Source organism: Phocaeicola sp. RTP21359st1_B8_RTP21360_211022 (assembly GCF_040911965.1).
GTDB lineage: Bacteria > Bacteroidota > Bacteroidia > Bacteroidales > Bacteroidaceae > Phocaeicola > Phocaeicola vulgatus.
Genome location: NZ_JBDFXP010000002.1, coordinates 193,556 through 219,529, shown reverse-complemented (window position 1 = coordinate 219,529; position 25,974 = coordinate 193,556). Strand labels below are relative to the sequence as shown.

General features: G+C 43.9%; 19 protein-coding genes. 1 reads left to right on the top strand and 18 read right to left on the bottom strand.

Features of this window, described 5'->3' with window-relative positions; translation table 11 throughout:
* Window positions 1-472: 472 nt before the first annotated feature.
* The 14 genes from AB5062_RS01805 to AB5062_RS01740 all read right to left on the bottom strand — a co-directional run bounded on the left by AB5062_RS01805 (window position 473) and on the right by AB5062_RS01740 (window position 20,211).
* The gene (locus AB5062_RS01805) at window positions 473-2,407 is read right to left on the bottom strand and encodes a RagB/SusD family nutrient uptake outer membrane protein (RefSeq protein ID WP_005842928.1); all 1,935 of its coding nucleotides are present in this window, start codon (window positions 2,405-2,407) and stop codon (window positions 473-475) included.
* 14 nt (window positions 2,408-2,421) lie between these two features.
* Window positions 2,422-5,493, bottom strand: a complete 3,072-nt coding sequence (locus AB5062_RS01800) for a TonB-dependent receptor (RefSeq protein WP_008670182.1) — start codon at window positions 5,491-5,493, stop codon at window positions 2,422-2,424.
* A 41-nt stretch (window positions 5,494-5,534) separates the two neighbouring features.
* Entirely contained in the window at window positions 5,535-7,271 is a 1,737-nt protein-coding gene (locus AB5062_RS01795) for a glycoside hydrolase family 43 protein (RefSeq protein WP_008782291.1), read from the bottom strand.
* 349 nt (window positions 7,272-7,620) lie between these two features.
* Complete coding sequence (locus AB5062_RS01790; RefSeq protein WP_005842934.1) at window positions 7,621-8,592, bottom strand: glycoside hydrolase family 43 protein; 972 nt, start codon at window positions 8,590-8,592, stop codon at window positions 7,621-7,623.
* A 12-nt stretch (window positions 8,593-8,604) separates the two neighbouring features.
* On the bottom strand, window positions 8,605-9,726 hold the full coding sequence (locus AB5062_RS01785) for an endo-1,4-beta-xylanase (protein ID WP_005842936.1): 1,122 nt from the start codon (window positions 9,724-9,726) through the stop codon (window positions 8,605-8,607).
* Window positions 9,727-9,765: 39 nt separating this feature from the next.
* Window positions 9,766-11,259, bottom strand: a complete 1,494-nt coding sequence (locus tag AB5062_RS01780) for an MFS transporter (RefSeq protein ID WP_008672108.1) — start codon at window positions 11,257-11,259, stop codon at window positions 9,766-9,768.
* Between the two features lie 327 nt (window positions 11,260-11,586).
* Window positions 11,587-12,378 carry a glycoside hydrolase family 16 protein gene (locus tag AB5062_RS01775; protein WP_032952717.1) on the bottom strand — a complete coding sequence of 264 codons (792 nt, stop codon included), beginning with the start codon at window positions 12,376-12,378 and terminating at the stop codon, window positions 11,587-11,589.
* A gap of 90 nt (window positions 12,379-12,468) precedes the next feature.
* Complete coding sequence (glmM, locus tag AB5062_RS01770; protein ID WP_032952718.1) at window positions 12,469-13,857, bottom strand: phosphoglucosamine mutase; 1,389 nt, start codon at window positions 13,855-13,857, stop codon at window positions 12,469-12,471.
* The gene (locus AB5062_RS01765) at window positions 13,844-14,503 is read right to left on the bottom strand and encodes a DUF4827 domain-containing protein (protein WP_032952719.1); all 660 of its coding nucleotides are present in this window, start codon (window positions 14,501-14,503) and stop codon (window positions 13,844-13,846) included. The genes glmM and AB5062_RS01765 overlap by 14 nt, the downstream gene beginning before the upstream one ends.
* A gap of 82 nt (window positions 14,504-14,585) precedes the next feature.
* Entirely contained in the window at window positions 14,586-15,626 is a 1,041-nt protein-coding gene (locus AB5062_RS01760) for a bifunctional oligoribonuclease/PAP phosphatase NrnA (protein ID WP_005842948.1), read from the bottom strand.
* 49 nt (window positions 15,627-15,675) lie between these two features.
* Window positions 15,676-17,595, bottom strand: a complete 1,920-nt coding sequence (locus AB5062_RS01755) for a ComEC/Rec2 family competence protein (RefSeq protein WP_032938731.1) — start codon at window positions 17,593-17,595, stop codon at window positions 15,676-15,678.
* 46 nt (window positions 17,596-17,641) lie between these two features.
* Window positions 17,642-18,295 carry a ribulose-phosphate 3-epimerase gene (rpe, locus tag AB5062_RS01750; protein WP_368326828.1) on the bottom strand — a complete coding sequence of 218 codons (654 nt, stop codon included), beginning with the start codon at window positions 18,293-18,295 and terminating at the stop codon, window positions 17,642-17,644.
* Window positions 18,296-18,370: 75 nt separating this feature from the next.
* The gene (locus AB5062_RS01745) at window positions 18,371-19,666 is read right to left on the bottom strand and encodes an outer membrane beta-barrel protein (RefSeq protein ID WP_117700130.1); all 1,296 of its coding nucleotides are present in this window, start codon (window positions 19,664-19,666) and stop codon (window positions 18,371-18,373) included.
* A gap of 2 nt (window positions 19,667-19,668) precedes the next feature.
* Window positions 19,669-20,211: an RNA polymerase sigma factor gene (locus AB5062_RS01740; RefSeq protein WP_005851170.1), complete on the bottom strand. Its 543-nt coding sequence runs from the start codon at window positions 20,209-20,211 to the stop codon at window positions 19,669-19,671.
* Between the two features lie 157 nt (window positions 20,212-20,368).
* Between AB5062_RS01740 and AB5062_RS01735 the strand changes: the two genes are divergently transcribed.
* The gene (locus tag AB5062_RS01735) at window positions 20,369-21,151 is read left to right on the top strand and encodes a NigD-like protein (protein ID WP_008670208.1); all 783 of its coding nucleotides are present in this window, start codon (window positions 20,369-20,371) and stop codon (window positions 21,149-21,151) included.
* Between the two features lie 72 nt (window positions 21,152-21,223).
* Here AB5062_RS01735 and fmt read toward each other — a convergent pair whose 3' ends face one another.
* The 4 genes from fmt to nagA form a co-directional block, all read right to left on the bottom strand.
* The gene (gene fmt / locus AB5062_RS01730; protein ID WP_005851165.1) at window positions 21,224-22,198 is read right to left on the bottom strand and encodes a methionyl-tRNA formyltransferase; all 975 of its coding nucleotides are present in this window, start codon (window positions 22,196-22,198) and stop codon (window positions 21,224-21,226) included.
* 13 nt (window positions 22,199-22,211) lie between these two features.
* Window positions 22,212-24,014, bottom strand: coding sequence for a chloride channel protein (locus AB5062_RS01725; protein ID WP_005842960.1), 1,803 nt, complete (start codon window positions 24,012-24,014; stop codon window positions 22,212-22,214).
* Window positions 24,015-24,022: 8 nt separating this feature from the next.
* The gene (locus AB5062_RS01720; RefSeq protein WP_005842961.1) at window positions 24,023-24,598 is read right to left on the bottom strand and encodes an L-threonylcarbamoyladenylate synthase; all 576 of its coding nucleotides are present in this window, start codon (window positions 24,596-24,598) and stop codon (window positions 24,023-24,025) included.
* 166 nt (window positions 24,599-24,764) lie between these two features.
* Window positions 24,765-25,928, bottom strand: coding sequence for an N-acetylglucosamine-6-phosphate deacetylase (gene nagA, locus AB5062_RS01715; protein WP_011964604.1), 1,164 nt, complete (start codon window positions 25,926-25,928; stop codon window positions 24,765-24,767).
* Between the last annotated feature and the right edge of the window lie 46 nt (window positions 25,929-25,974).

Sequence of the window (25,974 nt, the reverse complement as noted above, 5' to 3'; positions counted from 1 at the left end):
TTTTATGGACTTTTTTGCGGTTCATCCTAGGATCTTCTATTTGTTTACAAAGGTCAATTATACCAATTTTCATGTTATTTTATGTTTTAATATATCTTATAAAGATAAGAAAAATAATCGACATAAGCAAATAATAATACATTAATAATCAACAATATAACAAACAAACTACAAGGGATAATATAGTAAAAAATATAATGCATCTGCCCTATTCCTCTTGATAAATTTATCATTTCACTAAGGTGATGAAATTACATCACTTGAGTGAAGAATCTTTATCACTTAAGTGATAAAACTTACCCACTTAAGTGAAACGATAATTTTATCAGGAGGAAGCCACATACTCATCAAACTGAAAACATATATTCTATGGGAAGATGATAACCTACCCAGCAATCCATACCATAAAAAGACCGCCGCTTCTTCCATCAGAAACAGAAAGAAACGGCGGGTACTCTTAAAAAACAAAAAATCAATCTCTGTATCCCGGATTCTGATAAGCGTCTTTTTCCTCCTCTGTCATTTCCATGCCATCCAACTGTCCTTGTGGGATAGGACGGAGATAATGGAACGCTTCGATGGTACGGCTGTAAGTCTGCGGATTGTGATCACCCTTGCCTCCACAAATCACGTAACTGTCAGCATATTCGTTCCATTTCTGAGTACGAACCAAGTCGAACCAACGATAACCTTCGCCATAGAACTCGCGGCTGCGTTCATCCAGAATATAGTTGATGTCAATGGTTGCCGGAGTGGCGGCTGTCATTTCAGCACTGAAATCACGATCCACTTCCTTGTACTCGGCATTGCTGTAAGTCCAGCGACCGGCACGGGCACGAAGCACGTTCACCAGGTCACGGGCAGACTTGCCGGCTTGTGTGGCAGCTCCTTCTACGGCAGCTTCGGCAGCAACCAGATAAAGTTCGGAGAACTTGGCGATGTTATACGGACGGGTACTTCCCGCATTGGGCTGTCCTGCTCCGGAGCCGTTGTCTGTACGATACGGGCCGAGTTTCCAAAGACCGGGATATACATAGCGACCTACCGCATCCAGTCCCAATACCCAGTCGGCACGACCGGGCAACGTACCTGCTCCCAGATTGCTTTTAGAACCTTCTCCTGCATAGTCTATCTTATCCATATCCTGGAATACGAAAGAGAATATAGGTTCACGTTCTTTCACTTTCATTCCGTTGGCATTGGTCACCGATTCCCAGTTCTGTCCGGCTGTAGACCAGTTGCCGCGATAAACAGTAGTGAAAGTACCGTCGTAACGGGAGTCGTTCACCTTGTCGGCAAACGTCTTGGTAAACACACCCAACGGAGGAGCCATACGGGTCCAAGGGCGGCCATAACACTGCTCGGCAATACGGTTGATGACAGCCTGATTATCAGCCGAACGCGCGTCGGTATAGTTCCAATTCATCATCCATCCGGCAAAGTTATCGGGAGCACCACCGCCACCGTAGCTCAGGCTGCCACCATTATAATACTCGTCTTCCTGCGTATGGTCTGCATAGAGCAGGATTTCCATGTTACGATCATTGGGTCCGGCATTCACCATCCAAAAACTTTCCTGCAAGCCGAAAGGACCAGGGTTCTCGATAGCGGTAACCGCCACATCGTATGCCTGCTGGAAGTACCATGCCGCATCGTGTCCGTTGGGGTCTGTACGCTGGCACTCGGGATAAGTAGGAATGTTATTCGGATTCTTCAGCCACCAGGCATAAGTCAGGTAAGCCTTTGCCAAGTACAGGCGAGCAACGGTTTTGGTCACTCCACCCGTCACACGGGGATTGGCAGGCAAGTTCTCGATAGCGGTCAGCAAGTCGGGGAAGATGGCCTTGGTATACACTTCGGGCACGGTATTGCGCACGGATGTACGTGAAGGAGTGATATTGAACTTCAGTTCGCCGGACCCTAGGTCCAAAGGCACTCCGCCGAAGGTCTGCACCAACAGGAAATAATCGAACGCACGGAAGAAGCGGGCTTCGGAAACCAATGATTCATTGACTCCTACTTCGGCACCGTTCTCTATCACTCCGTTAGCGGTGTTGATGTTCGAGAAAGCGGTTCCCCACAAGGCGTCGGAACGGCAAGTCGTGGCAGTCAGGTTGCCTACTCCGGACAGGTCGGCATCCTTGAAGTTACCATCGGCACTCCATCCCCAGGTTGCCTCGTCGGTTCCCGTCAGACAGGAATTATAATAATAAGCTTGTCCGTAAATATAGCGCAAGTGTGCATACATAGAGGTCACACCGCCTTCCACTCCCTTTTCTGTCTTAAAGAAAGTAGGATCATAACTGCTGCGCGGCTGCTCGTCCAGAATGTCTGAACAGGATGCTGTCAGGAACAAAGCCAGTGCGGCTGTTCCCAAAACTCTTATTTTTGAAAATATAGGTTTCATAGTCATGCTTTCATTTAGAATGTTAAGTTAATACCGAATAAATAGTTACGGGTGGACGGTGAGTTAGTACCTACTGTCAGGAATCGTTTCTGAATACCTTCTGTCACAGCTACATTCTCGTTACCGTAAGAGTTGGTTTCGGGATCCAGTCCGGTTTCTTTATGGAAAGGAGAACAGATAATGAACGGATTCTGCACGGACAGGTAAGCACGCAGGCTCTGTATGCCCATGCGGGTCAGCCAAGCCTGCTTCTCGAAGTTGTAGCCCAGCGTAATGTTGCGTACTTTCCAGTAAGAAGAGTCAAAATAGCCCAATGTGCTTCCGTATTTCGGATTGTCACCACTCTGGATACCACCCGGTTTCGGGTACTTGGCCCCCTTGTTCTCCGGTGTCCAGTAGTCTACATCCACTTGTCCGCGACGACCGGTCAGCATATTCAGGTAACCGTTGCTGTGGTGCAGTGTACTGATCAGCTTGCCTCCGCAACGGAAGGCGGTGATAACGTTCAAGTCAAAGCCTTTATAGGCCACGCGAGTGCTGAAACCTCCTTGGAATTTAGGTTCCAAGCTGATAATCTGACGGTCTTCGGGACCAATGGCGCGGGTCGGCTTGCCGCTGGCATCACGATCACCGGTATATTTCACTTTGATCATACCTTCATTGCCACCCGGCTCCAGAATGTCCAAGTATTGGAAATCGGGATCATCACTGTTCCATAAGCCTACTTTTTCATAGTCATAGATACAGTCGATGGGATGTCCTACAAACCAGTTGTTCGCTTTATCATCTTTGGAACCCGAAGCCAGTTCGGTAAGTTTGTTACGGTTGGCAGACAGGTTGAGGCTTGCCTCCCATGTCCATCCGTTATGGTTGTCCAGAATCGTTCCGTTCAAGGTAAATTCAAAACCTTTATTTTCCGTCTTTCCCACATTAGCCATATAGCTGCTTACTCCCGAAGTGGAAGGAAGGCTTACGCTTTGCAGCAAGTCGGTGGTTTTCTGAATGTAATACTCAAATGTACCGGACAGGCGTCCTCTTAGCAAGGTGAAGTCCAGACCGAAGTTCCATGTAGAAGAGTATTCCCAACCCAATTCGGCATTAGGCAGTTCGGATACATAGTAACCGGTGACATAGCCAGTAGGACCGAAGTTATAAGGACGGGTTGCCAAGCGTCCCCAGGTCTTATAAGGATCAACAGCCTGGTTGGAGGTCTGTCCGTAACCTACACGCAGTTTCAGGATATCTATCCAGTCCACCTCGTCCATAAACTCTTCCTGACGAATGTTCCATCCTGCCGATACGGCGGGATAAGTGTGCCATTGGTGTCCCTTTGCCAAACGTGAAGAAGCGTCGGCACGTACAGTCGCCATCAACATATAGCGATTGTCGTAAGTGTACATCACACGACCCATCCAAGACATCAGACCGCTCTTCTGATAGTTCCAGTTGTCGGGGTTCACCGTAATGGTGCCTTCCGCACGCCCGATGTTATAGAACTGGAAATATTCGGCAGGAATATCCCGTCCGGCAACGTCCGAACGTGTATAGACAGTCTGTTCGGCAGAGTACATACCGACAACATTCAGCTGGTGCTTTCCAAAAGTACGGTCGTAAGTCAGCAGGTTCTCCACAGTCCAATTAGTCGTTTCCGAGTGGTTCAGCGAAGCGGTGGACGGAGTGTCTGCCGTAGTGCTGTTGATGCCTTCGCCAGTGAACGATCCACCTTTAGTAGAACGATAGTTCAAACCCAGGTTGACACGGTATTTCAAACCTTCCATCCACGGGCATTTCACTTCGGCAAACAGGTTATTGTACGTACCGAAGCCTTCGGTCTTGCTCAGCCAACTGTCTTCCAATTCTTCCACAACGCCTCTGGTCAGTACAAATGACTCATCCTGACTGTTGTATTTCACGGTACGTTTCAATGTGCCGTCCGCATTATAGGGGTCGGCGATAGGAGACATGGAAAGTACACCATACAGTCCGATATTGGAACCTTTGGTGACGTTATAGTTGGTATTGTTCACCAGTCCGAAGCGGAAATATTTTCCCACACCCTGATCGAAAGAACCACGCAGAGAGTAACGGGTATAGTTCTGAGTAGGAATGACACCTTGATCCTTATAGTAAGCCGCGCCAAAGCTATAGCCTCCACCGTTGGTACCACCGGACACGCTGACATCGTGGCTGTTTACATAACCGTCTCGTAACATCAAGTCCTGCCAGTCAGTATCCACATCGTCCGACTCGTCCACCGAATTCTCGAACTTGCCTGCTAGTTTACGCATTTCGGCAAACTTGCTACCGTTCATCATGGGATATTTGGAAAATACCTTCTTCATACCTGCATACCCATTGTAAGTAAACCGGGCGGGACTACCCTGTGCCCCTTTGTGTGTAGTGATCAGGATAACACCATTGGCACCACGCGAACCGTAGATAGCAGTAGAGGATGCATCCTTCAAAATATCCATGCTCTTGATATCACCGGGGTTGATATCGGACAAATTACCCATAAAGGGGATTCCGTCCAATACCACCAACGGGTCGTTACTGGCGTTCAACGAACGGGTACCACGGATACGGATCTGCATGGAAGCACCCGGTGCGGAAGAAGTCTGCGACATATCCACACCTGCCACGCGGTTCTGCAAAGCGTATGTAATATTGGTGGCAGGCATCTCACGCAGCTTCTCTCCGCCTACCGATGCAATAGATCCGGTCACATCACTCTTGCGGGCGCTACCGTAACCAATCACCACCACTTCTTCCAAAGCTTTGGAATCTTCCTTCAATGTAATCTTTAAAGAACTTTTTCCCGCTACCGGGATTTCCTCGTTCTTGTAACCGACAAAACTCACCACCAACACGGCGTTTTTCGATACATTCAATGCAAAGTTACCATCAAAATCGGTAATCGTACCGTTGGTAGTGCCTTTTTCCAAGACACTGGCTCCGATGATGGCTTCACCACTTGTGTCCTTTACTACACCTTTTACCATCACGCTCTGTGCAAATGCCCACAAAGGAATGAGACAGAATAGAAGCATCAGCCCCACCGGCCTAAAATTCATAGCATTTTTCATTAATACATTAATTTAAGTTATACAAAAAATCAAACAGTCATTTATTTTAAGGTAGCATACATGCCTATCGTTGTTCCAGTAAAGCCTCCGGCAGTGGCCGTTGACAGATACCCAGCGTCCACATTCCTGCACAACACGTACCACACACCTTCCTGGCGAGCATAGTAGAAATCATAATGTGTTCCGCGCGAAACCACCTTCAGGTCGGTAAGCACTCCTCCGTCGTCCAAGCGAACGGAAGCCAGCACCTTACTTTCCCCATCGCCTATCTGCCTGAGGGAAATACATTCACCTTGATCATCCCTGCCTACAGCTAGGAAATATTGATGCTTTTCGTCCTTGAACAACAATATGCCCGCTTGCTCCGCCTTGCTCTGCGGACAGAACAACATACGTGTGCTGCATTCGAACTTATGATGCTGCAACCGGCGGCATATAAAAGCCGGCACCTTCTTTTCGGAAGCACTGACTGAATCACATTTCAAAGTGAGATAACCCGGAGTCTGGGAAAGCGAGTAAAGTCCGGTAGCAGGAGCACGCAAAGTCATCCATTCCATACCCAATGTTTGTCCGTCGAAACCGTCATTCATTTCAAAGTTTCCGAAGGTGGCAGATTCGTCACGCTTCACTCCTTCGCGGCGAACAATGACTGGCACCAGATCATCCCCCTGCGTCATATAGGGGAAACCATCCTCACTCCACTTAACGGGCATCATAAAAGTCTCACGTCCTAAATTCTCGAACGTGTTGTTTATGGGACGGCAAGCCAGAAAGACTGCCCACCAATCCCCTTCCCGGGTTTGAACCAAGTCGGCATGTCCAGCGCACGTCACCGGATTAGGACGCTCCGCATCCAACTGACGCTGGGTCAGAATAGGGTTGTTCTTCCACGGTGTGAATTTGCCCGTCGGAGAATCACCACGGAAAATCACTTCCGAATGCCATCCGGCTGTTCCACCCTCGGCAGACATCAAGAAGTAGTTCCCGTTTATTTTATAAAGGTGCGGACCTTCAATCCAGATGGGCTTGTCCTCCGGACGAGCTCCCTTGTTCACCAGAATCTTGCGCGGCCCCACCGTCTTGTCCGCATTCACATCAAATTCCTGCACACGGATGGTACGATGTCCGCTGTATTCAGGCTTGTTGTCCGGCGCGTCATCATTATTGACAAGGTAGGCCTTCCCATCTTCATCGAAAAAGAAAGAGGGATCAATGCCTGTCACTTCGGGCAACATAATAGGATCAGACCATTCGCCAAAAGGATCTTGTGTCTTCACAAAGAAGTTTCCAACCCCTACATTGGTAGTAACCATATAATAAGTCTTGTTATGCGGGTTGTAGGATATGGCCGGGGCAAAAATCCCTCCACTTACGTGTTGCCCCTCCATGTTGACTAATTGAGAAGGACGATTCAAGATATGCCCCACCTGCTTCCAGTTCACCAAGTCCTTGCTGTGGAAAAGAGGCACACCCGGATAATAAGTAAAGGTGGAAACAGCCAGAAAATAATCACCTTCACCATTGGTGCAAATGCTGGGATCGGAATACCATCCCGGCAGAATAGGATTATAAAAATAATCATCTCCTGGAAGCGGATTGGAAATATAGACATCATCCTCACCTTTATAATTAAAGTAATCGAAAAGAGCGACAGACTTTCCTACAACTGGCAAATCATTTCCTTTCTTGATCGAACTACATGAGGTAAAAGAGGAGCCCAGCACCCCTAAAGCGATCAGCACGCCCGACCATCTTTTCAGCTTTTGTTTTTGTTTCATTGTCTTTCTAGTATTATAATTGACCAATTCCTTTACGGATTTCAGACGCAAATATAGAAAGTGTCGCCGAATATAAATTCTCTGCATGATACACGCATCTTTCGTAGAGTTACATCTTGCTTCAAACGTGTTACATGAATCTTTACCTGCGTTACAATACACACATAACACATTATATTACAACAAATTACATTCACACCACCAGACATTATATTTGAAGAGCACAGATATAAACAGACCGTTTGCAAGTTCCGGACAATGAACATAATTTCTGCAAACGGTCTGTTTGGACAATGCCCGGCAAAGCAACCGGTCCAATCTGTCCGAATGATGTATCACTGATTTATTTTCAGACAGATTCTATGGTCTTTATTTTCCCTTCCGCATCATACTCCAATTCGCATACCTTTAGGCTACGCAACCAAGTGGTTCCCCCCGAAGGGACACAATCGTGATGAAACAGATACCATTTTCCTTTGTATTCTACAATGGCATGATGAGTAGTCCAACCTACCACAGGCTGCAAAATAACCCCTTGATAAGTGAACGGACCATACGGATTATCTCCTGTGGCATAGCAAAGCAGATGAGTGTCTCCCGTAGAATAAGAAAAATAATATTTCCCGTTGTACTTGTGCATCCATGAAGCCTCGAAAAAGCGACGCGCATTGTCACCGGCACTCAACGGATGTCCGTGTTCATCCAGAATAACCAAAGGCCGCGGCTCTTCGGCAAACTGAAGCATATCGTCCGAAAGTTTTACCACACGTGAAGGCAAAGCCGGTTCACCATCAGCCGGAAAAGCCGCACACTCCAATGCCTTGTTGTTGCGATAACGCTGAAGCTGTCCACCCCATAAACCGCCGAAATACATATAATAGTTCCCATTACCATCATCAAATACCGCCGGATCTATACTGTAGCTTCCACGCATGGGATCGGGCTGGGGAATGAACGGCCCTTCGGGGCAATCGCTCACCGCCACGCCGATACGGAAGATGTCGTTCCGGTCTTTCAATGGAAAATACATATAATAGTTCCCGTTTTTACAGGCCACATCACAATCCCACAACTGACGCCCGGCCCAAGGGACATCCGAAACTTTCAGTACGACTCCGTGATCAGTCACTGTTCCGTTCATCACATCTTCTGTAGAAAAGACATGATAGTCACACATGTCAAAATGATCACCATTGTCATTCTCCTCCACTCCGCTCTCGCGATCATGAGAAGGATAAATGTAAAGCTTTCCGTCAAAAACATGTACAGCAGGATCTGCCATATAGTCTCGGGGCACCAAGTATCTGAATTTCTTTTCCATATCGTTACGTTATTAAATGTTATGTTTTCCTATCAGTTCTTCCACAAAAGGTTTCGGCTGGCAATCACGGTCGAACAATAAAGGGTAATCCACACGTCCGGGCACAGGGAAATTATTCTTCCATGAGTCACCGTCCGTCACCCCCCACACTGTCACACGGGTAATGATATCCGAATGTTTCAGGAAAAGACCGAAAAATTCCTTCATCCGGTTATTCCATGCCACAGACACAGAGTCGGGCAAACCGTCGGGATAGGGATTCAAGGATTGTTTATAAGACACCGTATCCGAAATATTGGCTCCCATCCGTGCCGTGGGCAATGCACTCATATCCCATTCGGTTACCATCACCTTTACTCCGGTAGCTGCAAATGCCAGTATACTGGCTTCAAATTCGGACACTGACGGATAATCCATTCCCATGTGTCCCTGCATACCTACCGCGTCGATGCGCAGTCCACGGTCTTTCAGCATCTTTACCAATTCGACTACTTTGTCACGCTTAGCCTTCCCGTCCATACCATAATCATTATAGTAAAGTTCGGCTTCCGGATCTGCTTCATGAGCATACTGAAAAATAAGCGGGATGTACTCTTCGCCTAATATCTCGTAAAAAGGAGATTTACGCCAGGAGCCGTCCGATTCAATGGCTTCATTCAATACATCCCAGCCCTTTATACGCCCTTTATAGTGCGTCACAATAGTCTGGATATGTTTTTTTATACGCTCCTTCAAGATGTCGGCACTTACTGTTTTTCCTTGTTCGTCCACACAGAACCAAGGTGCCAGCTGTGAATGCCAGATAAGGCAATGCCCGATAACAGCCATATCGTTCTCCTCGCCAAAACGAACCAACCGGTCCGCTTCCGTAAAATCAAAACGGTCTTCCTTCGGATGAATCACTTCGCATTTCATGCAATTCTCGGCCACAATGGAATTAAAATGACGTTTTACCACTTTCGAGGCGCAAGTATCCTGACCTGCTGCCTGACGTACATTCAACGCTACCCCCATCAGAAACTTGCCCGAAGCTGCTTCCTTCAGCGAAGGATCCGGCTCGACCTTCCGGTCATTGCCGCAAGCGGCCATTAATCCGGCAATGGCAGCCAATAATGTCACATATCTTATTTTCATATTACAAAGTTTTTAAGGTAAATAACTTGTTCTTTTTCATTAATAACCGGCCTTACTGCGACGGTCAGCAAGTTCCGCCTGCATCTGTTCGTTGTATTTTTTTGTAATAGGATAGAAGCATAAGGCAGCTACTCCCATTCCAAATATCATAGCCGGAATCAGACTGGAGGAAAGTACAATCCCCCTTATAGCCGTACCGCTTTGCTCTGCCCCGATACCGGACACATACCCAAATCCTGAAAGCAGAAACCCCAGGATGGCCCCACCGATACCCAGCCCGGCCTTCAAGGCAAAAACTACACCAGCAAACACAAAGCCTGTGGCGCGACGGTAATTTTTATATTCTGAATAGTCGGCTACATCCGCAATCATCGCCCACAACAAAGGTACAGTCGGCGCGTATGCCAAACTCTTCAGGAAATTCAGTACAAACATCGTTTCCACATCCGCTTTTCCCGGGAAATAGAACAAAGCTGTAAAAATGGCCGTAAGTGAGAGGCAAACGATAAAAACGCGTTTCTTACCATAACGATTTGCCAAAAAGCCGGACAAGAGAATCACCCCAAAGAACTGGACAAGTGCTCCCAACATATTAAACACTCCAAATCCTACCTCGTATGCCTTATCGGAAGAATTGACTACCAGCCCGAAAGCATTCAACACAGCATACCCCGCGCTGCCATCCGTTTCCATTGCCACCAGTCCCAGACGGTCAAGAAAGGCATACAATGCTCCGGCATCCACATAATTCTCAAAATAATAGTTCATGGCACTACCCCACATGGCAAGCGTAATAAAAATGAAAAGCGTAAGTATGAACATAGCCCGCCAAGGAACGCTTCCAAACACATCCTTTATATCCTGACGCGTATCTGTCTTTTGACTGGCAGGCGGCTCTATGCGCTCACGAGTTGAAAAGAAAGTAATGACCAGAAAAACGAACCCGATACAAGCGAACAAAGAGATGGTACATAACCAGCCATGCGCTTTGTCTCCACCATCCGAAAACTTGCTTACCAAAGGGAGCGTAAGTCCCTGCACCACAAACTGGGCAATGGTAGCCGCCACAAAACGAATGGAAGTGATACTGGTACGTTCCTTTATATCACCGGACATCACTCCGCCCAAAGAAGCATACGGCGTATTGTTAAAAGAATAAAGGCTCATCAGCAAGGTATAAGACAGCGTAGCATACAATGCTACCAGCCCTTTATCTTCAATGCCCGGATTATAGAAAGCCAACACATAGAAAACCATGAAAGGCAACGCAGTCCAAAGCACCCATGGACGATATTTCCCGAAACGTGTCTTGGTGCGGTCACTCAATAACCCCACTGTAGGATCGACAAAGGCATCCGTGATACGCGCCACCAACATCACCGTACCGGCAATGGCACCTTCCAGACCGAATATGTCCGTATAAAACTTTGTCTGATAAATCATCATCATCTGGAAGACCAGATTAGCCGAGCAATCCCCCAGGCTGTAACCGATTTTCTCGGCCATCGAAACTTTTTGACTTTGTGTATTCATGGTTATTACATTAAAATATCTTCCATAAAAAGTAATTCCATCCATTGGCTGGAATTACTTTATGCCTATTGAAAACAAAAATGAGCTAAACAAAATGTTGTCCCTGCTCCAATCTTTAGAATCTTATTCCAGACGAAACAAAAGTACACAAAGCTTTATGATTCCTGTAATCACAATGATACACGCATCTTTACAGGCAGAACAGACGTGCTCCGCCTGTAACATTTTTCTTTGATGATGTTACATCCAGGCCTATTTACCTTATAATTAAACAGAACGGGGGGCTGTTCAACATTGAACAGCCCCCCGTTTCCCGACAAACAGCATTCAGCGTTTCTCGTAATACTTCACCCAGTCCACCCACATTTCCACAGGTAACTCTTTCGGATCCACAGCACCAACCCATGAGCCACCCAACTGCATATCTATCAATAAATAGTAAGGTTGATAGAAAGGGAACTGCCCTTCCTTGTCCGTATCAATGCGCGGATAAGTATAGGTATGACGATGATTGACAGCAAACACCAGACTATCCGGATAAATATCTACCGAATAGATATTGTATTCCTCAAGATTTATCTTATTGATGCCTCCGTGAGGCGGATTATCCTTTATACCTAATATATGCGTATAATATGAATGAGTAGTCTGATAAGCAATATGATCATGGTTCAACCGTTCCATAATATCAATCTCTCCTCCTTTGGGCCACTCCGCTTTTTCGGGAAGCATCCATATAGCCGGCCATGCCCCCTTAGCGGCTTGCAACCTGGCACATACTTCTACTCTTCCGCCCGTAAACAGTTTCTTTCCTTTGGTATATACACCACCGGTCAGATAAGGAGCCGTATCATTCTTCTGAGTATGATTGGCTATTCCACGAAGTATCAGATTCCCATCCTGCATAGCATAACATGAATCATAATAAGACATATAGTTGTTCCAATCGGATGTTCCGCGAGGTATCTTAGTCCATACCGATTCGTCAAAACTGTTTTTTTGATCAAAGTCCTCTACCCATACCAGCTTCCATTCTTTACTTTTAACCGATGTCTTACAAGCACTCATCAAACAAACCAGCCCCATGCAGGCCCAAACAAATAAAAGGCTTTTTCTCATAGTATTTATTTCTATCTGATTAAAAAACAACGCCGTATCAAACGAAATATAATCTCATTCAATACGGCTAATTATCTATTAATAATGTATTTATTTCGCCAGGCTATAAACCACATCCATTATCTTCTGGCCTATTTCATCTGCCGCCTCCATGGTTGCAGCCTCAGAATACACACGGATAATAGGTTCGGTATTACTCTTACGCAAATGTACCCACTTGTCCGGGAAATCTATTTTCACACCGTCTATGTCGTTTATCTCTTCATCCTTATACAGTTCCTTCACCTTGGCCAGAATAGCGTCCACATCCGTTTCCGGAGTCAGATCAATGCGATTCTTGGCAATGAAATAAGGAGGATAAGTAGCACGCAGTTCACTGACTTTCTTCCCTTCATGCGCCAAATGGCTCAGGAATAAAGCAATTCCCACCAATGCATCACGTCCGTAATGACTTTCAGGATAGATTACTCCACCATTTCCTTCACCTCCAATCACAGCATGAGTCGCTTTCATCTTGGTAACCACATTCACTTCCCCTACAGCCGAAGCATTGTATTCACAGCCATATTTACGGGTCACATCGCGCAAAGCACGGGTAGAACTCAAGTTAGAAACGGTATTTCCGGGAGTATGTTTCAATACATAGTCTGCCACGGTCACCAATGTATATTCTTCGCCATACATTTTTCCATCCTCACAGATCATAGCCAGACGGTCAACATCCGGGTCTACAACGAAAGCCACGTCACAACCGCCTTTGGCCATCAATCCCATAATGTCCCCCAGGTTCTTTTCCAAAGGTTCCGGGTTATGCTGAAAATCACCGGTCGCTTCACAATAAAGCTTTTCTACATGCTTCACTCCCAACCGTTCCAACAATTCAGGAAGAATAATACCGCCAACTGAATTAACGCAATCTATAGCTACACGGAAATTGGCCTTACGGATAGCATCCACGTCTACCAATTTCAAAGCCAAAACACTATCTATATGTTTCTGATTGTAGGTATTGTCTTCGCGATAACTTCCGATGTGGTCTATATCGGCAAACTCAAACGCTTCCGCTTCTGCTATACGCAGCACTTCATTTCCTTCTTCCTTATTCAGGAATTCTCCATGCTCATTCAGCAACTTCAAAGCGTTCCATTGTCTGGGATTGTGGCTGGCAGTCAAAATAATGCCACCGCACGCTCCTTCCATGGTTACAGCCAGTTCTGTAGTCGGTGTAGATGCCAGTCCGATATTCACCACATCAAACCCCATTCCCATTAAAGTACCGCATACCACGTTCTTCACCATTTCACCGGAGATACGTGCGTCACGTCCTACTACAATTTTATTACTCTTTACTGCGGTTGTTTTACGTATCAGCGTTGCATAAGCTGATGTAAATTTCACTATATCCAGCGGGTTCAAACCTTCCCCCACGTGCCCACCAATGGTTCCACGAATTCCGGATATTGATTTAATTAATGTCATGTGCTAATTGATAAGTTATTTCATAGTAACAAGGATAGACAGAAGCAGAAGCGTCAGACTGTCCTTCACTGTGAGGTACAATCAGTCTGATCTTAGAACGACTGGAAATCTCCCTGCCAACCTTTATGTAATTGAATGGAATCAACCATCCTGAAGGTACGTAAGGAGTACCATAAGTGTTATACATGATCCCCTCGGTAAACGTAGCCGACAGGCTTTTCCCATTTTTAGTTACCATCATGATATCAGGATAAATCATATACTCACTATTATGATCCGTATTCCAAGACAAAGAATCACCAATGCCTTCCTCTGTAATCCGTTCTTCCACATAACGAACTATAACCTCACGACGCGCACCATCTTTCCAAGCGCTCAGAGGTTTCCCCTTTCCCTCTTCCACAATCTGCATATAAACACCTGTTTCCGAGAAAAGGACAAACTGGTTTTCATCCACATTGGTCGTAGAATCCTGTTCCTGGAACTGGTCAAAGCTGATCACATTGATATCTTCTTTTTCAATAAATCGCTTGATAGCTTCTCTCTCTTCTTCTTTCATTTCAGCATAGGTCTTTCCATTATTGCAAGACTGGAAGACCAGCCCTAAAAGAAACACAGATGCGAACAATATACCTAATTTCTTCATTCTAAGTTCTGTTATTTTCGGACAAAATTAATAAATAAGCCCCTAACTTTTATATTGTTTGTATGCAATTATACTAAAATAACTATTTTTTTGCCAGAAGCAGTTCCTCGTACTTCACCAAAGCCTGTTTAAACAGATCGATGGCTTCATCCATTGTTCCATAAAACTCCCCACCGGATGCATTCAGATGACCACCTCCATTAAAAAACTCGGCAGCCACTTTATTACAAGGGAAAGCACCTACAGAACGCAGAGATACCTTTATCATATTCTTTTCCGTATCCTCACGCAAAAATACGGAGAAAATAATATTCTTTATGGAAAGTGGAATATTCACAAACCCTTCCGTATCTCCTTTTACATACTGGAATTTACTTTGCTCCTCTTTTGTCAGCCAAACCAATGCCGAATTGAACTGAGGAAATACTTGCATCTTGTCGTACAGCACATATCCCATCAGGCGTAAACGCCCTTCAGAATACGTATTATAAACTTTACGATAAATCTCATCCTTATCAATGCCTTTCGAAAGCAGTTCGCTGATAATGAAATAAATCTCACGGTCATTAGAATTATAAGTAAAGCCACCTGTATCGGTCATCATCCCCGTATAAATACATTCAGCACCTTCCTTGGTGATATCCTCAAAATACCCCAGACGGCATATCAACCGGAAAACCAATTCCGATGTAGAAGATATTTCAGGATGAGAAATAATGATTCTACAAAAGGCTTCCGGATTAAGGTGATGGTCAATCATCATTTTGCGTGCCGGCGACTGAGCCACAGCATCCGCCATCGCATCAATACGAGACAATGCATTGAAATCCAGACAGCAGATCACATCCGCCTCATTCAGCAGCTTATTGGCAAATTCAGTATATTTATCGTACCGGATTATATCCTTGGCTCCCGGCATCCATCTCAGAAAATCCGGAAAAGCATTGGGAACAATGACATTCACCGTCTTTTCCTGTGATTCCAAGAAATGCCATAATCCTAACGAGGAGCCAATGGCATCACCATCCGGTGACACATGGGTAACAATAACTATTTTATCAGCTCTTTCAAACCATTTTTCGGCATGGTCTATATTAGCCTGTGCAATTACTTTTGATAACATATTCAATCTTTTTCTTTTGAAATGGCAAATTTACAAATTAATTCTTTATTCACAGAAGAATACGGTAAGAACCTTTCGGAGACATATCAATATAATCCAATCCCAAACCTCTACACTCGTCCTTTAACAAATTCAATCTATACCCACCGAGCGAAGCATCCAGTATGACCGTCCTTATTTTAAATATTTTTTGTAATGGGGCAATTTTTCCTTTAAAACCTTTACACAAGTACATATAATCAATATCCAACAAACTATCAACCGATCTGCTCCGCCAGCGGTTATCCACCAAAACACATATATTCATACCTTTATAATGATAAATGCTATCCTGTTGCCAAACATCTTTTTGAGGGGAAACTTTTACTTGCGAATGGGCCAGGATTAACTGAAAAGACTCCTCTTTCATATAATATAGACAACCTGAAAATCCTATAAAAAGATTGATTCCACACAAAACAGTAATCAACGATTTCCGTGAAGGAGATAACAGATAAGATAATACCACAAACAATAATACATAAAGAATACCAACCTGAAGCAAAGACAAATGTATATCGCCGGAATGTGATACAGGCAAATCCCCCACCCATTGCATACTGTCATTCAGCAACCGCAACACCCCGTTCAATCCTTTTACCACCCATATATGCAATACCGTAAAAGGAGACAAGACAAAACTTGCTACCGATCCATAAATTATAACAAGCACTAAAGGTGCCACTATCAGATTGGCCGGTAAAAAATAAACAGGAAAATAAGCGAATTTATAAATAACCACGGGAGCTGTTCCTAACTGTGCCGCCAGCGAAACTGCCACTATCCCCCAAATATAACGAGGTACAGGGTGACGCACCCGCCAACACCGGGAAATGACAGGATAAATAAACAAAATTGAAAGTACAGCCAGAAATGACAACTGGAACCCGGTATCAAAAAGATAAAAAGGATTGTAAAGCAGCATAAAGAATGCCGCTACAGACAAGGTATTCAATGACAAAGTCCGTTCTCCTGCCGCACGCGCCGCTGTCATTAACATACACATCACCACCGCCCGTATAACCGAGGGAGGCAAGCCCACTAAAAAAGCAAATGTCCATAACAACAACACAATAATGCCACACTTTACCCATCGCAGCAGGCAACTTCTATCCAGCGGACGCAATATCCAACACAATAATCCCCACAAAACAGCTATATGCATTCCTGACAAAGCCAAGATATGGCTCACTCCCGCCACTTGATAAGTTTCACGTAAATCCTCACTCAGTTCCTCTTTATAGCCAACAGTCAAAGCCGACAATACGGCAAATTCATCTCCCGAGAATCCCCACTTCCGATAACTGTCCAGTATTTTCTCTCTCCATACACCTGCCCGCTGTTTCCATGTCAATGCCGATTTCTTGCCTGTCCATTGCCAATACCCCGGAAAGATTACGGCCGTTCCGCTAATTTGCTGTCTGAAAAGATAAGCCGCATAATCAAATTCTCCCGGAATCACCTCTCTTTCAGGAGTCGAGATACGTGTATAAAAGTTCAAATGGTCTCCACATCGTAAATTTACAGAAAGACTATCTTTCATAATATAGACTAGTATCATACGATTAACAGGAACCATCCCCCTCTCAGACATTTCTTTATCTATCCGCAATTTACAGAGATATGTTTTTGCCTTTTCTTGTGGAACATCCACTATCACCCCTTGATACATATTCTTCCCTGATGACCATTCATAGTCCACCCGTTGCCATTTTTGCTGTAGCAACAATGCCCCTACACAAAATAGAAACATAAAAACCATGCCTCCAAATAACCATCGGGAAAGGTAGCCTTGCCATTTCATCAATACAATCAAGCCAATCAAGCACCCCAATATTCCCGTGCCAGAAACAAGCACAGGCAAGGCGCCTTGAAAAAAATGATCGGATACAAAAATTCCGGCGACTAGAGGTATAGTCAACCGGAACATGGAACAAGGCTTTACAGCCGCTATATTTCGCACTTTGGTTTTAAGCTCAAAGAGATTTCAACCGATGTATCATGTCTGACATATCAGGAGCTTTGAACACAGCATTTCCTGCCACCAGCACGTCCGCTCCAGCCTCTACAAGCTGTCTGCCGGTTTCCAGGTTCACTCCCCCGTCAACCTCTATCAATGCCTGCGAACCTGTATTCGTTATCAATTCACGTAATTCCCTCACCTTATCCAAGGTATGTACAATAAATTTCTGACCACCAAAACCGGGATTCACACTCATCAGCAACACCATATCCACGTCACGGATAATATCGGCCAACATAGCTACAGGAGTAGAAGGATTCAATGTGACAGCCGCTTTCATTCCGGCATCCTTTATCTGTTGCACCACTCTATGCAAGTGTACACAGGCTTCATAATGCACATTCATCATCATTGTTCCCAAATCTTTCACTTCTTTAATGAATTTCTCAGGATTAACAATCATCAAATGTACATCCAAAGGTTTTTCAGACAACTCGGCTACATATTTCAATACAGGAAAACCAAAAGAAATATTCGGTACAAACACACCATCCATTATATCAATATGCAGCCAGTCGGCATCACTACGATTTATTTGTTCTATATCTGCCTGTAGATTAGCAAAATTGGCAGACAACAAAGAAGGGGATATCAGAGATCTATTCATGGTTCACTGTTCTTATTCTTTTTATACAGAACAAAGATAACCATATTTTATATAAGAACAGTGAAAAAGTTCATTTTATTTCGGCAAAGTAAACCGCACACCCAACTGTATATTAAAATTAAAAGGATGTTCCTTGCGAATCGTATTTACATTACTGCCGTCATCAAAGTAATAAACAACTCCCGGCTCCGCATAAATACCCAATTTCTCCGTAATCTTAAACTGCGCACCTGCCGCTGCAGACAAAGACCATTGCAAAGGTTTCACTTTGACATTTTCCTCCCCTCCCGAAAACTGTTCATCTTTTCCTGCATTTGATGTAGAAACACTGCCGATAATGCTCCGCTTTCCAGACACACATTTTTCTACCGCTCCACCTGCCGAGGCATACACTTCAAACCGCTTGTTACTCCATATATTCCGGTTCACTTTCAGAGGAATACCCACATAATGCAGTTTCTCTTCCCAACCATAATTGTTTTTTTCGGTTCCCGAACGTGTTTCGGATGAAAGCTGGGTATAAGTCACCCCGGTTTCTACAGCCCAATCATCACTTAAATCAAAACGAAGGGAAGCTCCAAAAGTAACAGGCATACGATATTTTATATCAGACTGCGCATCCTTTCCTTCCGACAAGTTATTGAACTGAACCAGCTTATCAATTTCAGCCCTTGTTTCCACTCCATAAGCGCTATTCATTGTTGCATTCCTTGTGCCATTAGGCAAAGGCAAATATCCATCCATACTAGTCGAAGATGAAAAGGTTCCATTACCGGTAGAAAGTCCTACCGTCCAGTTTCTGTCCTTCTTTCTATGAGGAGCCACGTAAGCGTAATTCGTTTTGGCAGCCGAATAGGAAGATCTGCCGGCCTGTTTCTGCTGTTTTTGTTCCACTATAACAGATTCCTCTTTCTGCTCTTCAATATAATTTTCCTCTATTTGTATCTCTTCCACCTCTTTATTTAGCAAAACCTCCTGTTCGGCAGCCAATGCCTCTGCCTTAGCAACCCCACCAACTTTTACATGTTGTTTTTTCCCAGAGCGGGCAGCAGGAACTACCAAGGCCATAGGTTGCTCAGGAGTGATTGATCCCGGCGCCAACTCATCGGGTTCGTGCATTACATTCAACTCTGCCGACTGTTTCTCCAAATAGTTTGCAGAAGGTGACTGCCAAAACCATACGGTCAATGAAGACACAACCACTAACAAGGCAACAGCTGCTACAGCCTGCCAGCGACGCCACATCGGAATTACTTTCGGAACCGTATCCAGTTCCTTTTCCAACTGTTCCCAAAGATCAGCAGGAGCCGGTTCCGAATAGCCCTCCATCCGGGTGCGGAAATTTTTTATCCATTTATCTTTTTCTTTCATTCCTATATCCTCTTTCTATAATCATTTATTTTTTTCATCAATAAGGTTTTGGCTCTGTATAATTGAGATGATGAAGTATGTTCTGTAATTCCTAGCATTTCAGCAATCTCCTTATGTCCCTTTTCTTCTAATACATATAAATTAAAGACCGTTCTATATCCATCCGGAAGCTCTTTAATGAATTGCATTAAAACAGATTGGGGTATTTGCTCAAAATCATCCTCATCTCCATCTATCACATCGGGCAACTCTTCGACTATCACTTCCTGATTTGTAGAAGCTTTCTTGCGAAGATAGCCCAGTGCTTCATTTACCATAATACGTGTCAGCCATGCTTTCAATGACCCCTCTCCTTTATAAGTAAACTGACTGAATGAACGAAATATATTCAAAAATCCATCATGTAAGACATCCTGTGCCACTTCCCTATCACCTGTATAACGAACACAAACGGCCATCAATTGCCCGGCATAACGCTCATACAATTGCTTGCGTGCAAGGTTATCACCCTTGCCGCAACGTTCCACCAATTCTGTTTCATTCATTGTTTGTGACACTTCTTTATTGGATAAATGATAAGACTGCAAAAATACTGCATCCGGAAGAATAAAATTTTTGCTTAAGCAGATTTAACATTTTTACAAGCAGTAAACTTACTATCTTCGCATTTAAGCCATAGAAACAATTCTAGAAACAGAGAATATGAGAAAATATAAAGCGACAGTTATTGTTATAATTATGGTAATGCTGATTCCATTTATGCAATCTTGCCTGGATGACTATGATGATGACATCTACGACATGCAGGCAGGAATGCCTTTTAACGCCGCTTTAGCAACCGTAGTGACCCCCAGCGAAATACCCGGTGAAGCAATGATAGAAAGCGATAATGATGGAGTAGCATACGTAGTGAATCCCGATAAATTAACACGTTTTGAAACAAATAATCCGGGGCAACGTATTTTTTATACCTATATAAATGCAGACAATCCGACCGGAGATGCAAGTAAGAAAGGACCTTTTATTTCTATAGATTACTTGCAGAAGATTTTAACCAAACGAATGGATACATTAAAAGAAAATGAGGAAGATATTTACGGACATGATGGAATCAACCTCATCACTCCCATTATGGGTAAGACACACCTGACCCTTATGTTCCAAATATTAGGTTTCAACTCTAATATCAAACATCGGATCAGCCTTGTAGCCACAGAAGGAACTGTTCCTGACGCAAACGGATATATGGCCGTAGAATTACGCCACAATGCCGAAGGTGACAGACAGGAATATCCGAGTTCCGGTTATGTATCCTTCCCTTTATTGGATGTTCCCGGATATAAAGAGGGTAAGCTACAAGGATTTAAAATAAAAATGAATACCATTAACAATGGCGAAGAAACCGTTACAGTAAGTTATAATAAAAGTAAATCTACAAACTTTCCGTTCATACAGAAAGGTATATCCAACACAAAAACTAAATGATTCTTAACAACTCCTTGTCTTATTGTAACGAAAAGGCTGTATCCGAAAATCTTTCGATACAGCCTTTATCATTTATTCCACCTTATTATTATCCGAAGTTCTGTAGCCTCTCAAAAAATCAGCCACATTCATACGTTTCTTTCCTGCCAGCTGCAAAGTAAGCACATTAATAAAACCATCTTTTACAGCCACCTGAAAATAGGTCTTCATATCCGTACGGATATCGCCTATATTCATCTCATGTGAAGCAAAAACTTTCTCCGTTTCATATATTTTTAAAACCTGACGTGTTCCATCAGCCACACACAGTTCGGTCCATGCAGCCGGATAAGGAGACAGCCCGCGAATAAAGTCATAAATCTGCTTCACACCTTTATTCCAGTCTATACGGCAAGTCTCTTTAAATATTTTCGGTGCCGGACGCAACTCCGTTTCCTGCCGGATCAAACTTTCCTGAGGAACAGGTTTCACACTTCCATTCAAAATAGCATCCACGGTTTCCAAAACCAAATCTCCCCCCAAATACATCAGCTTATCATGTACTATTTCCACATTATCCGTATCAGCAATAGGAACGCGCACCTGTTGGATAATCTCACCGGTATCTATCTCATGTTTCAAGAAAAAAGTCGTAATACCAGTTTCCGTATCTCCGTTTATCACCGCCCAATTTATAGGAGCAGCTCCTCTATATTGAGGTAATAAAGATGCATGCAAGTTAAATGTGCCCAAACGCGGCATATTCCATACTATTTCGGGAAGCATACGGAAAGCAACTACAATTTGTAAATCGGCTTGTAAAGACCGGAGTTCCTCTATAAAAGCCTCATCCTTCAATTTCTCCGGCTGAAGTATCCTCAGACCTTGAGAAACAGCATATTCTTTCACCGGACTAGGTTGCAGCACACTGCCATGTCGTCCCATCGGTTTGTCGGGCATAGTTATCACACCTACTACATTATAGCCTCCTTCAACCAATCTTTTCAGGCTCTCCACCGCAAAATCGGGAGTACCCATATATACGATCCGCAAATCTTTCTTTTCCATATACTTACATTATTTAATCTTCAGAGAAATCAACCAACACCTGCCGGTACGAATTAAATATTTTGGACTTGGAAACAAACCCTTTGTATTTTCCCTCTTCATTAATCACAGGCAGGTTCCAGGCCTTTGTATCATCAAACTTCTTCATCACTTCTTCCATTGAATCAGTAACATTGATCCGTGCCGGAGGAGAAATCATAAATTTTTCCACCTTGAAACGATGGTATAATTCCTGACGGAACATAATATTACGGATATCATCCAATACCACAATGCCCAAAAGTTCTCCATTGACATCCACTACCGGAAACAAATTGCGTTTAGCCTGCGAAATGACTTTAACCATTTCACCTAAATCCATATCAGGACGCACTTTCTCAAAATCAGTTTCAACCACACTGTCAATATTCATCAGAGTCAATACGGCCTTGTCTTTATGATGCGTTATCAATTCACCTTTCTTAGCCAAACGCATAGAATAAATACTATGCGGCTCGAATATCATAATGGTAAGATAAGAGCTGACAGATACCATCATCAGCGGAAGGAACAAATCATACCCGCCAGTCAGTTCTGCAATCAGAAAAATACCAGTCAGCGGAGCATGCATTACTCCCGACATCAATCCCGCCATTCCCAACAAGGCAAAATTTTTCTCCGGGATATAAGGACCTACATGCAGTTCATTACAGAAATGAGCGAAGATAAACCCGGTGATACACCCCAAGAACAAACTGGGAGCAAAAATTCCCCCGCAACCACCACCGCCATTCGTTGCACTGGAAGCAAAGACTTTGAAAAGTACAATCATGGCCAAATAAACGAGTAACAAATTATCGAACCCATAAAAGATAGAGTTATTCATTACTGTATTCCAGTCATGATTGGTTACGCCATTCAGCAATAAATTAATAGTATCATATCCTTCACCATACAATGGAGGAAACAAGAAAATCAATATGCTCAGCATTGCACCGCCTATAGCCAGCTTGATATACGGATTACTATATCGACGAAATATATTCTCCACAGAATTCATAGCCCGCGTAAAATACAAAGAAACCAATCCGCACGCAATGCCTAACAGAATTGCCGAAGGAATGCGCTCCATCAGAAACGGTTCATCCATATGGAACTTGAACATGGCATCGGGACCGGTAAGAATATAAGAAACAGTAGCTGCCGTGACACAGGAAACAAGAAGAGGCAACAATGATGCCATCGTCAGATCAATCATCAAGACTTCCAAAGTAAAAACCAAGCCTGCAATAGGAGCCTTAAAAATACCGGCCACAGCACCTGCCGCACCACACCCCACCAACAGCATCAGGGTCTTATGCTCCATCTTGAATACACTTCCCAAATTAGAACCGATAGCCGATCCGGTCAGCACAATCGGAGCCTCTGCACCTACGGAACCACCAAAACCGATAGTAATGGCACTGGCTATCACAGACGACCATGTATTATGCCGCTTGATGCGGCTTTGGCGACGGGATATGGCATATAATATTTTCGTCACCCCATGACTGATGTCATCTTTCACAATATAACGAATGAACAATCCGGTAAGAAAAATACCAAAAACCGGATACACCAAATACAACCAGTTGACTCCTGTAGAATCAAAATTTTCAGTCAGAAATTCCTTGATCCATTCTACTAGAAACTTCAGAAACCATGCGGCCAATGCCGTAAAAATACCAGCAAGAAAACTTAATATAAGAATAAAGTGTTTCTCTTTTATCTTCTTTTCGCGCCATAAGATAAAGCGCTGTAACCAACTTTTCTTATTTTCGTCTATAATTGCGTCCATTCCTTTTTTTACTCTCTAATAATCTTCACTTCTCCCCCTTTACCCAGTTTGATAATGCTGGATGGTTTGGGATGCCCCACTTCATCTTGTCTATACTCCACAATATAGTCTACAGCTTGTTTTACTTCTTCACTGATTTCACTGAAGTTGGCAGGTGAAGGCTGACCGCTGATATTGGCAGAAGTCGACACAATAGCTTTACGAAACCGGAAACAAAGTTGTTTGGAGAATTCCTCAGCCGTAACACGAATACCTACACTGCCGTCCTCAGCCAGCAAATTCTCAGCCAGATTACGTGCCCCATCATAAATAATAGTCAATGGTTTTGTGGTAAACTCAATCAAATCCCAAGCTACCGCAGGTACATCACTAACATAAAAATTTACTTTTACCGTACTGTCCACCAATACAAGCATCGCCTTACTGTCAGCACGCTTCTTTATATCATAAACTCGTTTCACCGCCTCCGGATTAGTTGCATCACAACCTATTCCCCAAATAGTATCAGTAGGATAAAGAATCACTCCTCCCTTCTGCATCACTTCACAGGCTCTCTTCAAATCCTCTCTAAAATCTCCGTTCATATCGTTTTTTATTATTTGGTTCTCATTTTAACAAGTTGCAAATGTAGCAAATCCTCTTGATAATGACGAGTTAAACCCGAAAAAAAGATACCTTGATTGTTTTCCGAAACAGTCAAGGCATCTTGTCCACACAATAAGGATACTAATTCTCCCTTTATCTTCTATTTTAAAACAAAGTATTCGTATCCTCCACCAGCCTGCCCATAGCCCAAGCCGCCCGGATATTCAGTTCTCTATCCAAAATCAACACATCGGCATCCATATCTTTCTGCAATGCCCCCTTCCGGTCATCCACTCCCATAATCCGTGCCGGAGTTTCAGAAGCCATCCGCACGGCATCGGCCAGCGGAATACCAGCTTTTACCATTGTCCGTACTAATACATCCATGGTTGCTATACTACCTGCCAATGAAGAATGATCAGCCATTTTGCATACACCATCTTCTATAATCACATTAGGATCTGTTATTTCCATTCCATCAGCGGCGGCATATGCCAAAGCATCCGTAACCAAACAAGTTTTTTCCACTCCCTTCAACTTATAAGCCAACCGAAGAATAGTAGCAGGTAAATGGATACCGTCGGCAATCAATTCAATGGTCATTCCGTCTGTCAGATAAACACTTTCCACTGTCCCTTCGTATTTATATTCACGACATTTATGGAATCCCGGCATACCGTTATAGAAATGGGCAGTATGAGTAAACCCAGCTTCAAACGCAGCTTTTATCCCCTCGTATTCCGATTCTGTATGTGACACAGCCACTAATATACCTTTTGATTTCAAATAGCGGGCAAATTCCAACGCGCCCGGAAGTTCAGGTGAAGCGTCCCAACGCTTGATGCAGTCAGTACTTTCCAATAAAGAAGTATATTCCTCTTTATCAGGATTCTTCAATTTCCCGGCAAACTGCTCACCTGCTCTTTTCGGATTCAGATAAGGGCCTTCTACATGCAACCCCAACACAGGACTGTCCTTCTCGTTCATCAAGGTTTCGCACACAGTTACCGCCTTACGGATTTCTGAAAAAGGAGAAGAAGACAAAGTTGGGAAAATACTGGTCGCCCCATGCTTCTGATGCGCTTTTACAGCTGCGCGGAACGCCTCTTCCGTACATTCATTAAAATCGTGACCACCACCGCCATGAGCATGCATACACACATATCCGGGTACAATATACATCCCTTTAGCATCAATCAATTTTGCACCGATCAGTGCCAGGTCACAGTTAGTCACTTCCAATATTTTATTATCCCGTATCAGTACAGAGCCTTCGTCCAGCCAACCTTGCGGAGTAAAAATCTTGCCGTTAATAATTTGAGTCAACATGATTAGCGAGTATTAGATAATATTTATTTAATGCTTTTTGTAACAA

Excerpts from the sequence above, each read along its gene's own strand:
- AB5062_RS01790 (WP_005842934.1), bottom strand. The coding sequence starts at position 8,592 with ATGGAAAAGAAATTCAGATACTTGGTGCCCCGAGACTATATGGCAGAT.
- fmt (WP_005851165.1), bottom strand. The coding sequence starts at position 22,198 with ATGGAAAAGAAAGATTTGCGGATCGTATATATGGGTACTCCCGATTTT.
- AB5062_RS01800 (WP_008670182.1), bottom strand. The coding sequence starts at position 5,493 with ATGAAAAATGCTATGAATTTTAGGCCGGTGGGGCTGATGCTTCTATTC.
- AB5062_RS01720 (WP_005842961.1), bottom strand. The coding sequence starts at position 24,598 with ATGAACGGAGATTTTAGAGAGGATTTGAAGAGAGCCTGTGAAGTGATG.
- AB5062_RS01725 (WP_005842960.1), bottom strand. The coding sequence starts at position 24,014 with ATGGACGCAATTATAGACGAAAATAAGAAAAGTTGGTTACAGCGCTTT.
- nagA (WP_011964604.1), bottom strand. The coding sequence starts at position 25,928 with ATGTTGACTCAAATTATTAACGGCAAGATTTTTACTCCGCAAGGTTGG.
- AB5062_RS01775 (WP_032952717.1), bottom strand. The coding sequence starts at position 12,378 with ATGAGAAAAAGCCTTTTATTTGTTTGGGCCTGCATGGGGCTGGTTTGT.
- AB5062_RS01740 (WP_005851170.1), bottom strand. The coding sequence starts at position 20,211 with ATGAATGAAACAGAATTGGTGGAACGTTGCGGCAAGGGTGATAACCTT.
- AB5062_RS01735 (WP_008670208.1), top strand. The coding sequence starts at position 20,369 with ATGAGAAAATATAAAGCGACAGTTATTGTTATAATTATGGTAATGCTG.
- AB5062_RS01760 (WP_005842948.1), bottom strand. The coding sequence starts at position 15,626 with ATGTTATCAAAAGTAATTGCACAGGCTAATATAGACCATGCCGAAAAA.
- AB5062_RS01755 (WP_032938731.1), bottom strand. The coding sequence starts at position 17,595 with ATGTTCCGGTTGACTATACCTCTAGTCGCCGGAATTTTTGTATCCGAT.
- AB5062_RS01795 (WP_008782291.1), bottom strand. The coding sequence starts at position 7,271 with ATGAAACAAAAACAAAAGCTGAAAAGATGGTCGGGCGTGCTGATCGCT.
- rpe (WP_368326828.1), bottom strand. The coding sequence starts at position 18,295 with ATGAATAGATCTCTGATATCCCCTTCTTTGTTGTCTGCCAATTTTGCT.
- AB5062_RS01745 (WP_117700130.1), bottom strand. The coding sequence starts at position 19,666 with ATGAAAGAAAAAGATAAATGGATAAAAAATTTCCGCACCCGGATGGAG.
- glmM (WP_032952718.1), bottom strand. The coding sequence starts at position 13,857 with ATGACATTAATTAAATCAATATCCGGAATTCGTGGAACCATTGGTGGG.
- AB5062_RS01785 (WP_005842936.1), bottom strand. The coding sequence starts at position 9,726 with ATGAAAATAAGATATGTGACATTATTGGCTGCCATTGCCGGATTAATG.
- AB5062_RS01765 (WP_032952719.1), bottom strand. The coding sequence starts at position 14,503 with ATGAAGAAATTAGGTATATTGTTCGCATCTGTGTTTCTTTTAGGGCTG.
- AB5062_RS01805 (WP_005842928.1), bottom strand. The coding sequence starts at position 2,407 with ATGAAACCTATATTTTCAAAAATAAGAGTTTTGGGAACAGCCGCACTG.
- AB5062_RS01780 (WP_008672108.1), bottom strand. The coding sequence starts at position 11,259 with ATGAATACACAAAGTCAAAAAGTTTCGATGGCCGAGAAAATCGGTTAC.